Here is a 13727-nt window from a genome sequence, read left to right as displayed (position 1 = left end):
CGGGCAAGCTGGTGAGGGGGGTGCGGGCGGAATACCTGTCTATCGCAAAACCGGGTCAGCTGCCACAGCCCACCATGATTCTGTCGTTCTCGTCAATCGATCGGCGAGATCGATGAGGAGCTTTTTCGCGAACTCCGGATGCTTCTCGACCAATTCATCGATCGTCATTTTTACGAACAGCACAGAGGTTGGTTCGATGGCTTGCAGTGTGGCTGTGCGCGGAATGTTCAGAATGCATCCCAATTCTCCGAAAATCGTACCGCGGGTGTTGACTTCAGCCACGGAAAAATCTCTCTTATAGACTCCGATTTTTCCTGTCAGAAGGATGTAGAATCCGTCAGCGGGATCTCCCATACTCGTGATCGTGTCGCCGATCGAATAGTATTTTTTCACCCCGGTGACTCCATACGCCGAGTTAGGCTGGTCACTCATCACTTCCTCATCTTCTATTGAAAGAAACGCTTCGTCCTGCTCTTCCAGTATACTTTTTCATGATGGCAAGTGCAAGTAGCGGCTTCCGCTCCCCCTCGTTCAGCGAAGTTACCGCTAACCCTCAAACAGAAATATGTCAATGCTTCCGGCCTCTTCTCTTTTCTCCATCTCAGGATGAGAATATTCTGCAGGGGTCAGAATTGAACCCGTGTGATGGCACTCACCGGGTTCTCACCCAAATGAGACCGGCTGACCAGGTTCAAGCTCCACGACAATGTTCTTCATCGACGCCGGGAGATTTTTTCTCAACTCAGCCGGCGTTCCTGCGAGGACAGGAAACGTGCCATAGTGCATGCCGACGACATGTTTTGGTTTCAACAGTTTGCATGCATACGCTGCTTCGCGTGGACCCATCGTGTACAGTCCGCCGATCGGGAGAAACGCGAGCGATGGTTTGTACAGATCGGCAATGGTCTTCATATCGCCGAAGACCGACGTATCTCCCGCGTGATAGACTCTGTAGCCGTTTTCGAATTCGATGACAAACCCTGCGGGTTCTCCGCCGGAAACCACCGTCCCGCCTGCATCAATACCGGAACTGTGCCTCGCATCGACCATCGTCACCTTCACACCAGCGATGGACATGGTCCCCCCTTTGTTCATTCCCTGCGCACCCATCACGCCTTGCTTCTGGAGGTAGAGACTGATTTCATGGATGGCGACCACCTGAGCCTGCGTGTGCTGCGCGATGCGAATTGTTTCACCCATGTGGTCGGAGTGCCCATGCGTGACGAGGATAAGGTCAACCGGCGCAACATCCTTTGCTCCTGGCGGCGACTTTGGATTTTGAAGCCACGGATCGATGAGCACGGCCTTCCCTCCCGGCGATTTCAGCAGAAACGCCGAGTGACCAAACCAGGTGACACTGAGCTTTTCCTTCTTTGCGGATGATGATTTCATGAAGTACGCCTTTCGTTTCCTGACCCTCACTTTTCCAGGAATTGCCTGCTCCTATCGAATCCGTTTCCATTTCATCGCCAGCTCCGCAACGCGCTTTCCAAGTGCCTCTCCTTTTTTCACGAATTCAGGCGCAATGGTTGTTTCGTTCCCCGATTTCCCGAAGGGGGCCTCAGCGGTGATTGCCGAAGCGCCAAACGCCGTTGTCCAATCCGGACCGCCGATGACAATCATGCCGAAGATCAGCATCGAGTGGAGAATGGTAAGCTGAGCTAGTTCTTCCCCTGCAGATATGCCACCAGCGGTGACAAACGCTGCCCCGATTTTATCACGCATCGGTGCTCCCTCGAACGGCCATCCATTCATAAATTTCACGACCTCAACGGCGATGGTCGCATTGTGCACCGGGCTTCCCACAACAATTGCGTCTGCCGCAAGCAGGTCTTCCTTGCTTGTTTCGGCAACACCAAGGATTTTTACGGTGACCGCCCCGGCCGATCGCGCTCCCCGTGCAACAGCTTCTGCCATTGTTTTCGTGTGTCCCTGCTGGCTGTAGTACGAAATCAGAACAGTCGCCCGCTCCTGCGCCGCCAAGGAACTGATCCACATAGAGGCAAAAAGTAATAGTGTCGCGGTGATTGGTGTCTTTCGCATGCACAGTTCCTTTCCCAGCGATACCTGAGAGTACCGCTTCATTGAATGATTACGATGTCTCGGTTGATGTTACTTCTTCGATACCGCGAAGGAGCCAATCATCGGCTTCACCAGGCGCTCATAGTCGGCAAACCGGAGCCGGATCAACTCATGGTGCGTTCCCGCATTGAACGATATCTCGCGATCCTCCGAGAGCAGCCTGTCGGCAAAGACGCGAAGATTGAAAAGATTACCGAACGGGGGCATCGCACCAATTTCGCACTCGGGAAAACGATCTTTGAATTCCGATTCGCTCGCAAGCTCCACGCTTGCAGCTCCGCTCGCCGCTTTCAGCTTCGTAAAGTCGACCATGGATGACGCCGGCAACACAGCCATTGCCATTGCGCCATCCATCCACACGATGACAGTTTTTGCCATCTCCTTCCCCGGAATATGGGCTGACTCGGCAACATCCCGAGCGGTGAACGCCGTGGAATGCGTCACGTTCACGTACTGAATTTGATTCTTGTCGAGAAATTCGACCAATGTTTTCAGGATCATAGCGGTCTCCTTTCTGTACTGTAACACGTTCACACTTTCAGGCGGGCCCAAAATGAAAAACCCACAGGCATGCTTCCTCAGCTGATCTGCGGGTCTCTTCTCAGGCCATACGCACCTGATGATTGTGGCGGGGAACCTTTGACACTTCTGAAACACTTTTGCTGCAGGCAAATGTAACAGAAAATAAGGCAAAATCAATCACAGGCAAAAATCATGACGAGCGGAACTGATCGAAGTGATTCGCGAGCCATTCTGCACTCTTTTCGGCAATGGCAAGTATCGTTACCTGGGGGTTCACACCCAAAGACGTGGGCATGACGCTGCCGTCAATGACGAACAGGCCTTTGACATCGTGAGACTGGCAGTGTGAGTCGACCACCGATCTCTTCGGGTCACTCCCCATGCGACAAGTTCCCAGCGGATGCGCGCTATACATCGCGATTTCATTTGTGCCCCACTCGGCAGCAGCCAGCTTCTTCGTTATGTCTCCGGCGGATAGGAATTCCGTCGGCCTCGCGTGCAGGGTCATGACCCTTCTCGCACCCGCGGCAAACTGCACCCGTGCTGCAATGTCAAGACCTTGTTTTAGATACTCGAGGTCCTTCCCCCGCAGGGAATAGGAGATGGACGCGCGGCCTTCATCGTTCACCGTCACACGTCCGCTTGACTCGATTTCTTTGACGAGAATTATCGTCGCGCCAATGTGCGGGTATGAACGCATCATTTCCCTGTGCATCGAGCCAAAACCCGGCAGCGCAAGGCCGGCAAGAACCGGATAGATCGGGACGGCCTCGAGCCAAAAGCCCCCCCCGTCCCCGTTCTTATTCAGGAACTCATCGCACATGGCCGACTGGGGAATCCCCCCTGCACCGTACATGATCTTCTCATACAACCCAAGTACCGCAGATGTAAGATGGAACGTCAGGTTTCTACCGACTTCGCCGCTGGAATTCGCGAGATTTGACTTCAGAAGAAGAACCGGCGAGTTGATGGCAGACCCGGCTACAATCACCACCGGCACTTCGATGGCAAAATCTGTTTTCACCCTCTGCGTCTGTTCGTCAAAGACCACTCCCGTGACGCGCTTGCTTGTCCCGCGGACCTCGATGTTGTTTGCACGGAAATTAGCGAACACCGTTGCTCCTGCAGCGGCGGCATCCGGAACATACGTTATGGCGACGGTTTTTTTCGCGTCAAACGGGCACCCGAGACCGCAGGCGCCGGCCTTCCTGCAATCTTGCGTGTTACGGCCGACCGCCCTTGATCGATACCCGAGCTGCTTCGCCCCGTCCAGAATTATTCGGTTGTTCGGATTGTGGTTCTCGAACGGTTCTTCATGGATATTAAGATAGCGCTCCACTCGTTCGAAGTACGGTTCCAGTTCCTTCGGTGAGAGCCCCTGGACACCATGATTCTGTTTCCATGCTCCAAGGACAAAGTCGGGAGTGCGGAGCGACGTGGTCCAGTTCACCGTCGAACTTCCGCCCACACAGCGCCCCTGCAGCACGGTGACCGAAAGATCATCCGTCGCCTGTCCCGCCCGCTGCTGGTACAGACGGGTGTAGGCCGTTTGCTCTGTCCCGTCGAACTCTTTCGCGCTGTAGTATCCTCCTTCTTCGAGGAGGATGACTTTCTTACCGGATTCTGCCAGCACCTTCGCGCTCGCGCCGCCGCCGCAACCGGAACCGATGATGCAGACATCAGCCGACTCGCGGACGGGGCCCTTGATGTCTTTTCCCTGGACGATCATGTGCGGTCCTCCGGCATAAACATGCCATCGAAGCCGATCTCTTTCCACGTACGGCTTTCTGTATAGAACATGCTCATCGACACGCGCTTGAGAGCCTGGAATCCGGTCCGGCGAAATCCGAATGAGCTCGTCATCCAGTCTTCGAGATAGGAGTCCTTGTCGGCCGCCGACATGTTCAGAAAACTCGATGTACGGAAATCAAAAAGGAATGTGAACAGCGGTGCATTGAAGACAGAGAACAATTGGTGCAGTTGTTCCTGGACCTCCGGATCCGCTCCTGCGAGAAACTCGTCTGCCCGCCCTGCCACGTTGACATCCTTTGTGCGAACCTGCCCGGGAGATGCCGGCCCGATCATTCGCTCGGCCACCGCTTCGAAGATGAGGTACTCTTTGGGGGAGAAGAACGACAGATCGTTCGGGACCTGATTTTCATCAGAGGCAAAGAGGATCTCCGTCGGGATCAGTCGCGCTGCCATCAGGAAGATAACTCCGGACATGGTTTCTTCCAGAAATTTTCGCCGCGAGGTCTTTTTGTTCTTCATCGTCGTCACTGTGCCAACACTCCAAGATACTTCAGTACACCATGCATCAACTCAACGCGCAGGTCTCTTTTGAGTATGGTTTCAAAGGGAAATCCCATTGCAACAACGCCGTAATCCTTGTTGTATCCAATTGCCGCACCGAATTGATTGCCGGCATACCGCAGAAGTTGCCGGCCCCCATGGCTCGGCACTATTGCGTCCGGCGATTCCACACTGTACACATCGCGGCTCAATTCTGAGTTGAATGCGAAAGGCCTGTCGTTCGGAAAGAACGCAGAGTCTGTGGAATAGACCAATCCGGAACGCGTGGCATGCCCCACCGACCAATCGAAGTGGAGAATGTTCCAGGCGAATCTGATGCTTGCGCTGTCTTCCTTCGGGTGTGAAAACAGATCGGTACCGATGTATGAGCCCGACACGAAGAGTTTTCCGCCTCCCTCAGAGTATCGGCGAAGCGCATTCTGCAGGGCAAGCGGAAACGTTCGAAACTGGACGCGTCGTGCAGAGTCGGCAATCTGCTTGGGCCAGGGGGTTTCTTTTTCTTTGCCGAGGATGAGATCGACAAACCTGTAGTCGCCGAGGTTGATGATCGAATCCATCACGGCATCGCTGCTTGCCGAACAGAACGAAAGACCGCACGACTTGAGTGCCCGCCCATGAGTGTACGGGTAGTCAAACGAATTGCCCGCGACCACCTTCGTCTCGTTGTCTGAAAAACTTGCACCGTGGCCGGGTCCGTCATTCGAACGAAAGGCCGACGACCTGTCAAAGTCGAATTGTTCTCCGGTGATTCCAAGTTCATAGTGATCGGGGACGCCGCGGTCATGGGAGGAAACGAATCCCTCATACTCCCCCGCCTCCACTGTACCTGGCCCCGCAACGCGGTGGAAACCGTTCACAATAAGAGCGCGTGTTCCCTCATGGGGTTGAGAACAGACCGCGAGAATTTCGGACGGGAAACTCTCTCCGCCATCATTGACCGCTGTAACTTTGAAACTGTAGATGACTCCCGGCTTCAGTTTCTTCACCACCATCGGGAGTGTGTCAACGACAACGCCGTTGTCAAAACCGCCATCATCCAGCCTCGTATACACGACGTAGCGGTTTGGTACCGCAGTCGGTTCAAGGGAATCGGGTCGCATCTTCCAGTTCAAGATCGCGTTTCCGTCTGCATCAAGCTCTGCCGAAAAGTGCGTCACGGGCAGCGGCTGGACAACGTACGGCTCTTGACGCTCCGTGGCAAGGAATCGGAGCATTCCCTTGTAGATCGATCGAGCCACATCGAAACGGAACCGGGGGTCCAGTACAAACTTCATGTCGAGATAGTTCTGATGCGACAGGAGCTCGAGCAGGAGCGAGGGCATGTTGGGACGCACCGCCTCTGCATAGCTGGAATTCATCAGCTGGCGCCGCTGCCACGCAGGATCATATTTGGAGCGGACGTCATTCACAATCTGTGTCTGCACCAGATCGGCAAGATCGCGGTTGGCAAACCTGGAAACGCTGTCGGGAAAGACATTCGATCTCTTCGCATCCGGAATACTGTAAATAGACAGCGTGCCGATGGTCGTATCGTTGTGCGTGATACCGGCGTCCGTGTGGAATGCCATGGAGAGGTCGATCGGGATGCCGAGCCCCTTTTCATCTCTCTTTCTATTTGGACCGTACGGCGCGCCTGTCAGGTAGTTCAAGTATTCCGGGCGGCTTTGATAGTCGTCCCGATAGTCGTCTTTGTCGCTGGTGAAATTATACACGATCGTATCGGGCATGCCGGCGAATTGAAGATAGTAACGGCTTCCTTCAGCGTACCGCGGTCTTCCGCTCGTTCTTCCGTTGCGGGCGATTATTCCCATCCCGCCGCCGAACCGGACGCCATCAGCCGTGACGAAGCCCATCGGCCCCTGGCTCTCGTTGCTCAGCACAACAGATCCCGATGCGCGGTTCCTGCCTGCGGTGAACTTGAATGTTCCCAGATAGATCCATGTACCGCCGCCGATGCGTTGGTTCACAACAAATTCGGTCTTTCCGCCAAGGTGGTGAACTGCATAATGTGCGTCGACTATGCTGCTGTCTGATGATTTGTAGGAGATGTACACAGCGTACTCTCCTGATTCGGGAATCTGGGGTACCCATGCGGCCCCGGCGGTTGCAGACTGTTCTGACCGGATGATTCGAAACGTTCCCTGCGTGAGAGGATTGACACCGGGGCCGTACGGCGGTGCGCCGACGGCGAATCCAGATCCCGAACCGCTTTCCCAGCGAACAGCGGGTTGCGATATTTCCGAGTACCCTGATGAAGGAGAATCGTTGTCCACCATTGCTTCGTTCGTTTGCACATCCCGCTCGCGCGGAAGGAACACGTTCGCTCCGGCATTCTCCAGCATCGGAACCAGGTATGGAAGAACAAACGATGTCGGGATGAGATCTTCCACCATCATGAACAGACGCGGCCGCTGCCACTCCCATCTGTCCAGTTCACGATTGTAGTACCAGCCATGACTGTTCCACACTCCGATATTGCGGTTCTGGAGCCCCTTCGATGGCTCAAATGGTTTGCTGATATTCCGCACCACCGGCAATGGTCTATCGGCCCTGGCGACGGGAAGCCGGGTCTTGTCGAATTGTGATGTATCGGTGCGGAAGTAGTTCGGCACAAGCTGCTCGAGTGGTCGTCGGAGTGCTTGAATGGAGAACGTGTAACCCTCGAAGTACTCAGCAAAGAATGTCTGTACCTGACGGTATACTTCCCTCACGTTGTCATTCCGATATGGCATTGCGGCAAACGCATCGTTGAAGTGAATTTCGACAACCTTCTCCACGAGATCGACGTTTACAGTGTCGATGCGGGTTCGCGGCGGGAGTTCGAATGTGAATTTCTTCGCGATGACTTCGGACTTGAATTCGGAGATCTTCTCTGACGTGGTCAGCCTTGGCCGGTAGATGCCGAGAGTGCGAAGGATGCCGCAACCGGAGAATGTGAATGCGATAAGTGTTAACAATAGTAGGAACGTCTTACGCTTTTTCATGGAAGCCGGGGGTTTCTTGTACAGGATGTGAATTGAAGACAGCGACAAGAACGAATGTGTTTAAACCACAATGCGTATTCGGTACCGTCGGGCTAAATCCCTCTTGATCGATCGCCCTCTCGGCTGGTGGGCCTCGTTCACCCAGACAAATCCGCCAGAAACCGTCGATAGAACCTGAGACTTCCGATGAGCAGGATGCCCCCCATGGCGGTGTAGGGAATGGAAAGGTAGTACTTCGGTATCGCCGCATCGCGCAGCATGATGCCAATCGTCATCATCAACGCTATCATCATGTAACCGTGCCAGGCGGTAAATGCGAAGAGGCAGGCGCGTTCTGGCAACTTGTTGATACGGTCGAGGTTTTTCTGAACCACCTTCATGAAGACAAAAAGGTATCCTGCGATCGCCAGGCCGATGCCTATCGATTCCAGAGCGAACTCCGTACCAAGCGGAAGCGCCTCCAGCCAGATCTCCCCCCTCACACACAGCACCACACCGGCGATTGTCCAAAGCACTCCGGCAATGGCGAAAAGGTAGTGCCGCGGTACGGCAGGATTGAGCTTCGTGATCAGTGAGGCATTGAGCTGTTTCATTGTCTCAACAAGCTTCTGAATATGGTTTTCGCCCCGCGGACGCCGGGGCAGGGACAAAATATAGCCGAGAAAGTGGACAGAACCAACACGTTGGAGCACCTGCCCCCTGAGTCCCGGCGTAAGGCATTCAAAGCAACGGACTTGACCCTTTCTTTCCCAGGTTATCAATGTTGCGATTCAGTTAGGAACTGATTAGAAGTTTTGCTATCTTATAGATGACAAAAAACAGTACACCGTCTATTCTCTTTCGGGAGAGTCCATTTCGCACTTTTTGTGCACAATGGACACGCCTCCAGATTCTCCCGCTTCAGGGATCTTGCCGAAAGGCAGGGGACCAAAAAGCGGAACTGCTGACGAACCGCACGAAACCTTCCAAGGTTGAAACGCCGTTAACAGATGAGGCTCCCGGGTTAACACTCGGGCAGCGATGAGTAGTTCAGAAATCCGTATGTTCGGCGTACACCTTGCCCGACGGTAGAGTCGGGTTGTAAAAAAACAAGAAAGGACGAGTTCCATGGAAAAAGGAACAGTCAAATGGTTCAACGCAGCAAAAGGTTTCGGCTTTATTTCACGCGCTGGTGGAGAAGATGTATTTGTCCACTTTAAGGCGATTTCAGGCGGCGGATTCAAGAGTCTGAACGAAGGAGATACGGTTGAGTTCGATGTCGAGAAGGGCCCCAAGGGTCTTCAGGCGTCGAATGTCACTGTTGTCTAAACGAGACTTCGAAACCAAAACAAAAAACCCCGCTCACAAGGCGGGGTTTTTCATTTTCTGGAATCGAAGACGATTGAGATCTCATCGGCTCCGATCAACTGCCACAATCAATAACTGACCGGATGGAGAGGGTTGCTGGTCAAACCTGTACTACCACCTGCGACCGCCTCCGCCACCGCCGCCTCCTTTGTACCCTCCACGTGAACCACCGCCGGATCGACCTTGTGACGAATGTTCCGGACGCGGTCTGGCTTCGTTGACGTCCATCGATCGGCCCATAAATTCTTTGCCATGCAAACCTGCAATGGCTGCTTCAGCTTCCGCCTTGACACCCATTTCCACAAAGCCAAATCCCTTGGACACGTTGTTCGAGCGATCTTTGATGATGCTCACCGAATCAAGAGTCCCGAAGGCCTGAAACGCCTCCCGCAGGTTATCTTCTGTTACGTCGCGCGACAGGTTGCCAACATAGAGCTTCATACAGACCTCCACAATAATGAAGAATGGGAAACATGAATGCCGGCCGCGGCGGCGAGCCTTCTGACGATTGACATCGTCGGAGGAAGGCAACTGTGGTTGGCAGGGAAAACGAATGAGGAAAAGCCATGGACCGCCTGTCTGAGAGGTTCGTTTCTCTCAAGCCGGGATCCGTCAGCAGATGGGATCAGAACGCATCCACAACTATCCACCTGGCATTCCCGTAGGAAACATACCTGAAATATCAATCGTTTCCAAATCAATTCGGATCCTTCCGCCCCGCAGGCGCTTTTTCGGCTAACGCTGTCTGTATTCACACATTCGATGGGGGCGCGCTCCCTTGTTATTCGTGCAGTTCTTTCATAGTTTGAAACGAACCAGAATGAAAAAACAATCTGAGGCCCCGATGGTCACCGAACGACGCAAAAAGGTTTTGATCGTCGACGACGAGTCGAGCATGGTTTCTGTTCTACAACGGCATGTCTCGAACGCCGGATATGAATTCGTCAGTGCGTCCAATGGCCAGGAAGCACTCGAGAAGATCGAAAAGGAAGAGCCGGATCTGGTGTTGCTCGACCTGGTCATGCCAGGCATGAACGGGTTTGAAACCTGCAGGCGCATACGCGAGAATGAGAAGACGAAGAAACTTCCCGTCCTCATCATTACTGCTTTGCGAGGCCAGTCAGATTCCGCCGCCGCTACCGCGAGCGGGGCAAACGAATTCATCGTGAAACCCATAGACGGCGCAGAACTGGCAAAACGGCTTCGCGCCCGCCTCGGCTCTCCGTTCAAGGTCTAGCCGCCAGCAGATCACCATCGACGAGTTGGTTCGTACCACTGGAGCCCCGACGTGAACGCCGGGGCTCTTCTGTGAGCGGGCTTGCCCTGGCCACCCGTGTCTCTTTTGTTGCTTCCCTTTTCCTTTGTCCCTACATTCTTCCAAGTTCAAGCGAATCAATGACCTGGCGATTACCTCGGATTTTGGCTAAAACTCGGACCAAGGCGCTTTCGCTGAAACGTCCCTGCCATTGGGAGTGTTATAGAATGACAAGGAATATGCATCCAAGGAGTGTCATGAGACTTTCTGCAGTCAAATTGTCCGTTTTCTTTCTCGCCTTGACCAGTCTCGCCCTCGGCGGCGCGAAACAAGGAACCGTCGTCGGCAAACATCTTCCGCTCAATGGCGTCCCGGGCGTCATCATGAAGAACAGACAGAACAGTCTCTATCTCCCCAACCGCGTTGTCATGAAACTGATGCCGCTCACAGCAACGTTTCTCTCAAAGACAGTCGCCGGTATTGCATCCATTGACCTCGTCCTCTCACGTGCGATGGGCGTGAGTTCTGCCCAGATGTTTCCAGTTGCGTCAGCCCCGCAGAAACCGGGCGACGTGGACCTTTCCCTGTTCTACACTGTCTCCTATTCGTCTCCCAACGACCCGTTTGCGCTCGCCGAAGAACTCTCCAGACTGCCTGAAGTACAATACGCTGAGCCTTGGTTCATCCAAAAACTCAACCGGGATTTTCAGCCGAATGACAGTCTTTATGTGTCCGGACTGCAATGGAGTTTGAAAAAGATCAACGCTCCCGCAGCGTGGGACGTTACGCAGGGAGATTCGACTATTGTTGTCGCTATCGTCGACAGCGGCGTTGAACTCGATCACCCGGATTTGCAGCCCAATATCTTTCTCAACCGCGGGGAAACCGGCTTTGACGCGCTGGGACGCGACAAGCGATCCAACAGCGTCGATGACGATGGTGACGGGTATGTCGATAATTGGCGCGGATGGGATCTGGTTGGCGCGCAGTACCAAACATTTGACCCGGCCGAAACCCGCGGGGACAACAACCCGTCACCGACAGGCGTGAATAATAATCATGGAACTCATGTCGCCGGAATCGTTGCCGCAGCCACCAATAACCTGATCGGGGTCGCTTCCCTTGCTTCGAAGTGCAGGATCCTTGCCGTCAAGACTACGGCGGACAATGATATTCGCGGCGGCGGTGATGCATACGTTCTCGCAGGATATCAAGGGATCGTCTACGCCGTCACGATGGGAGCAAAAATAATCAACTGCAGTTGGGGATCGGCGGGGGGTGCTCAGACGGAACAGGACATCATCGATTTTGCCATCCAACGCGGAGCGCTTGTGATCGGCGCTGCGGGAAACGAAACGTCAAGCACCTTTTTTTCTCCCGCCGATTATCGCGGCGCACTCAGTGTTGCCGCCACAGATGTAAACGATAAGCTCGCGTGGTTTTCAAACTACGGTATGAACATTGACGTCTGCGCACCCGGCGAAAACATCACGAGCACGCTGTACTCTCACACCTATGCTTCCTGGAGCGGCACATCCATGGCTAGCCCCCTTGCAGCATCGCTCGCAGCGCTGGTGAAATGGAAATATCCATCCTACACAAATCTCCAGATTGCCGAACAGGTGCGGGTCACGTGTGACAATATTGATGCTCTCAACCCGGCGTACGCCGGATCACTCGGGCGTGGACGCATCAACGCCTACCGGGCTCTGACGGTCAACACTCTTCCGTCGGTACGACTGCAAACCTACACGATCAGTGACTTCCCGGGGGGCAATGGAAACGGAATACCACAGGCAGCCGAGACGCTGAGCGTGGCCTGCATGTTCAGAAATTTTCTTGCTCCGACATCCCCTTCAGCTGTTGTGCGCATCACTTCTGATTCTCCCTACCTTGTCGTTACACAAGGCACATTTTCCATTGGTTCGCTCCGAACACTCGACAGCGCGAATAACAAATCAGCCCCCTTCCGCGTCTATGTGCAACCGACCGTTCCTCCGAGCTTCGAAGGGCACTTTCGGCTGACATTCAGCGACGGAAGTTTTACGGATACACAGGTAATTACGGTTCTGGTCAATCCCACGTTTGCAACACAGGATGTGAACGATGTTCGCCTTACGCTGACAAACAACGGCCGCTTGGGCTTCTACGATTTTCCCGACAATACCCAGGGGGTCGGATTTGTGTTCCACGGAGCGAATCACCTTTTCGAAGGTGGACTGATCATTGGCACTTCCCCCACCCAACTCGTGAATGTGGTCAGAAACATCACATCAGGACAGGACGAGGATCTGACGTCAAACGGATTCTTCACATTGAAAACGCCCGGGAGCAGTTCAGATCAGGATGGGTTCACGACGTTCAGCGACAGTGCGGCGCTCCCCTCAAACAGAGTCGGCGTTCAGGTAACGATGCGTTCCTACGCATATTCTGATCCTCTCGACTCAAAGTACATCATACTTCGGTACGATATCACAAACACGAGCCCATCAGCTCCCCTTACAAATCTCTACGCCGGCATCTTCCTTGATTGGGACATCGGTAAGACCAGTGAGGAGGTTGGGTCCAACTATTCGCGCTACGACGCGACGAGAAGCCTCGGGTATGCCTTCAGCAGCGTTGCCGGCGGTATCCGGGAATATCTCGGCATACGCGCACTGGACAGCGCTGCGTCATTCCGTTCTCTCGTCAACAGTCCCAGCATTGATCTGTCCTATGCTGCAAAATGGGGTTGGATGAGCGGCGGATTTGCGGCAAGTTCTGCGGGACCGGCTGACATTCACCAGGTAATTTCATCGGGGCCATATACGATTGCTCCATCGGGAACGAGGAGTGTTTCCTTTGCCCTTCTCGCCGGGGACAGCTCGCTGGCAAATCTCCAGCAGAACGCAGATGCCGCAAAAGCAAAATGGAGAAAATTGACAGTCGGAATTGCAGACGGCAGGTCGTCTGTGCCTCTGCAGTACGAGCTGAAGCAGAATTACCCGAACCCGTTTAATCCAACAACAGCTATCAGCTATCAGCTAACAGCCAATAGCCACGTCTCGCTGGATATTTTTGACGTTCTTGGAAGAAAAGTTGCCACGCTCGTCGACGAGGTACTTCAGCCGGGAGTCTATACTGTGCGCTGGAATGCGTCTTCATATCCAAGCGGAGTGTACTTCTATCGCCTTGAGGCCGGTGAGTTCCGGGCCACACGAAAACTCATGCTGCTGAAGTAACAT

At 54.0% G+C, this 13727-nt stretch carries 12 protein-coding genes; 3 read left to right on the top strand and 9 right to left on the bottom strand.

Annotation, left to right across the window (positions count from 1 at the left end; genetic code table 11):
* Positions 1-39: 39 nt before the first annotated feature.
* From NTU47_02855 to NTU47_02820, 8 genes are all read right to left on the bottom strand, one after another.
* Entirely contained in the window at positions 40-432 is a 393-nt protein-coding gene (locus tag NTU47_02855; protein MCX6132730.1) for a cyclic nucleotide-binding domain-containing protein, read from the bottom strand.
* Positions 433-663: 231 nt separating this feature from the next.
* Positions 664-1392, bottom strand: a complete 729-nt coding sequence (locus NTU47_02850) for a metal-dependent hydrolase (protein ID MCX6132729.1) — start codon at positions 1390-1392, stop codon at positions 664-666.
* A gap of 51 nt (positions 1393-1443) precedes the next feature.
* On the bottom strand, positions 1444-2043 hold the full coding sequence (locus tag NTU47_02845) for a flavodoxin family protein (protein ID MCX6132728.1): 600 nt from the start codon (positions 2041-2043) through the stop codon (positions 1444-1446).
* 69 nt (positions 2044-2112) lie between these two features.
* Positions 2113-2583 carry a YbaK/EbsC family protein gene (locus tag NTU47_02840; GenBank protein ID MCX6132727.1) on the bottom strand — a complete coding sequence of 157 codons (471 nt, stop codon included), beginning with the start codon at positions 2581-2583 and terminating at the stop codon, positions 2113-2115.
* A gap of 211 nt (positions 2584-2794) precedes the next feature.
* Positions 2795-4333, bottom strand: a complete 1539-nt coding sequence (locus NTU47_02835; GenBank protein MCX6132726.1) for a GMC family oxidoreductase — start codon at positions 4331-4333, stop codon at positions 2795-2797.
* Positions 4330-4830: a hypothetical protein gene (locus NTU47_02830; GenBank protein MCX6132725.1), complete on the bottom strand. Its 501-nt coding sequence runs from the start codon at positions 4828-4830 to the stop codon at positions 4330-4332. The genes NTU47_02835 and NTU47_02830 overlap by 4 nt, the downstream gene beginning before the upstream one ends.
* A 50-nt stretch (positions 4831-4880) precedes the next feature.
* Positions 4881-7901 (bottom strand): N-acetylmuramoyl-L-alanine amidase, encoded by a 3021-nt coding sequence (locus NTU47_02825; GenBank protein ID MCX6132724.1) that lies wholly within the window; start codon positions 7899-7901, stop codon positions 4881-4883.
* Between the two features lie 137 nt (positions 7902-8038).
* Complete coding sequence (locus tag NTU47_02820) at positions 8039-8494, bottom strand: hypothetical protein (protein ID MCX6132723.1); 456 nt, start codon at positions 8492-8494, stop codon at positions 8039-8041.
* Positions 8495-9008: 514 nt separating this feature from the next.
* Between NTU47_02820 and NTU47_02815 the strand changes: the two genes are divergently transcribed.
* Positions 9009-9209 carry a cold-shock protein gene (locus NTU47_02815; protein ID MCX6132722.1) on the top strand — a complete coding sequence of 67 codons (201 nt, stop codon included), beginning with the start codon at positions 9009-9011 and terminating at the stop codon, positions 9207-9209.
* 150 nt (positions 9210-9359) lie between these two features.
* On the opposite strand, the gene NTU47_02810 is transcribed toward NTU47_02815, so the two are convergent.
* On the bottom strand, positions 9360-9689 hold the full coding sequence (locus tag NTU47_02810; protein ID MCX6132721.1) for an RNA-binding protein: 330 nt from the start codon (positions 9687-9689) through the stop codon (positions 9360-9362).
* Positions 9690-10068: 379 nt separating this feature from the next.
* Here NTU47_02810 and NTU47_02805 point away from each other — a divergent pair, with 379 nt between their 5' ends.
* Positions 10069-10485, top strand: a complete 417-nt coding sequence (locus NTU47_02805) for a response regulator (protein ID MCX6132720.1) — start codon at positions 10069-10071, stop codon at positions 10483-10485.
* Positions 10486-10760: 275 nt separating this feature from the next.
* A complete protein-coding gene (locus tag NTU47_02800; protein MCX6132719.1) occupies positions 10761-13724 on the top strand; it encodes a S8 family peptidase in 2964 nt (987 codons plus the stop codon).
* The last annotated feature ends 3 nt before the right edge of the window (positions 13725-13727 follow it).

The sequence above is a fragment of the Ignavibacteriales bacterium genome (assembly GCA_026390595.1).
GTDB lineage: Bacteria > Bacteroidota > Ignavibacteria > UBA10030 > UBA10030 > UBA9647.
The sequence above is the reverse complement of the archived record's forward strand: the minus strand, read 5'-3'. Positions and strand labels throughout refer to the sequence as shown.

What these genes read in the sequence shown, in the direction of transcription:
- NTU47_02855 (MCX6132730.1), bottom strand. Translation starts at nt 432, where the DNA reads ATGAGTGACCAGCCTAACTCGGCGTATGGAGTCACCGGGGTGAAAAAA.
- NTU47_02850 (MCX6132729.1), bottom strand. Translation starts at nt 1,392, where the DNA reads ATGAAATCATCATCCGCAAAGAAGGAAAAGCTCAGTGTCACCTGGTTT.
- NTU47_02845 (MCX6132728.1), bottom strand. Translation starts at nt 2,043, where the DNA reads ATGCGAAAGACACCAATCACCGCGACACTATTACTTTTTGCCTCTATG.
- NTU47_02840 (MCX6132727.1), bottom strand. Translation starts at nt 2,583, where the DNA reads ATGATCCTGAAAACATTGGTCGAATTTCTCGACAAGAATCAAATTCAG.
- NTU47_02835 (MCX6132726.1), bottom strand. Translation starts at nt 4,333, where the DNA reads ATGATCGTCCAGGGAAAAGACATCAAGGGCCCCGTCCGCGAGTCGGCT.
- NTU47_02830 (MCX6132725.1), bottom strand. Translation starts at nt 4,830, where the DNA reads ATGTCCGGAGTTATCTTCCTGATGGCAGCGCGACTGATCCCGACGGAG.
- NTU47_02825 (MCX6132724.1), bottom strand. Translation starts at nt 7,901, where the DNA reads ATGAAAAAGCGTAAGACGTTCCTACTATTGTTAACACTTATCGCATTC.
- NTU47_02820 (MCX6132723.1), bottom strand. Translation starts at nt 8,494, where the DNA reads ATGAAACAGCTCAATGCCTCACTGATCACGAAGCTCAATCCTGCCGTA.
- NTU47_02815 (MCX6132722.1), top strand. Translation starts at nt 9,009, where the DNA reads ATGGAAAAAGGAACAGTCAAATGGTTCAACGCAGCAAAAGGTTTCGGC.
- NTU47_02810 (MCX6132721.1), bottom strand. Translation starts at nt 9,689, where the DNA reads ATGAAGCTCTATGTTGGCAACCTGTCGCGCGACGTAACAGAAGATAAC.
- NTU47_02805 (MCX6132720.1), top strand. Translation starts at nt 10,069, where the DNA reads ATGAAAAAACAATCTGAGGCCCCGATGGTCACCGAACGACGCAAAAAG.
- NTU47_02800 (MCX6132719.1), top strand. Translation starts at nt 10,761, where the DNA reads ATGAGACTTTCTGCAGTCAAATTGTCCGTTTTCTTTCTCGCCTTGACC.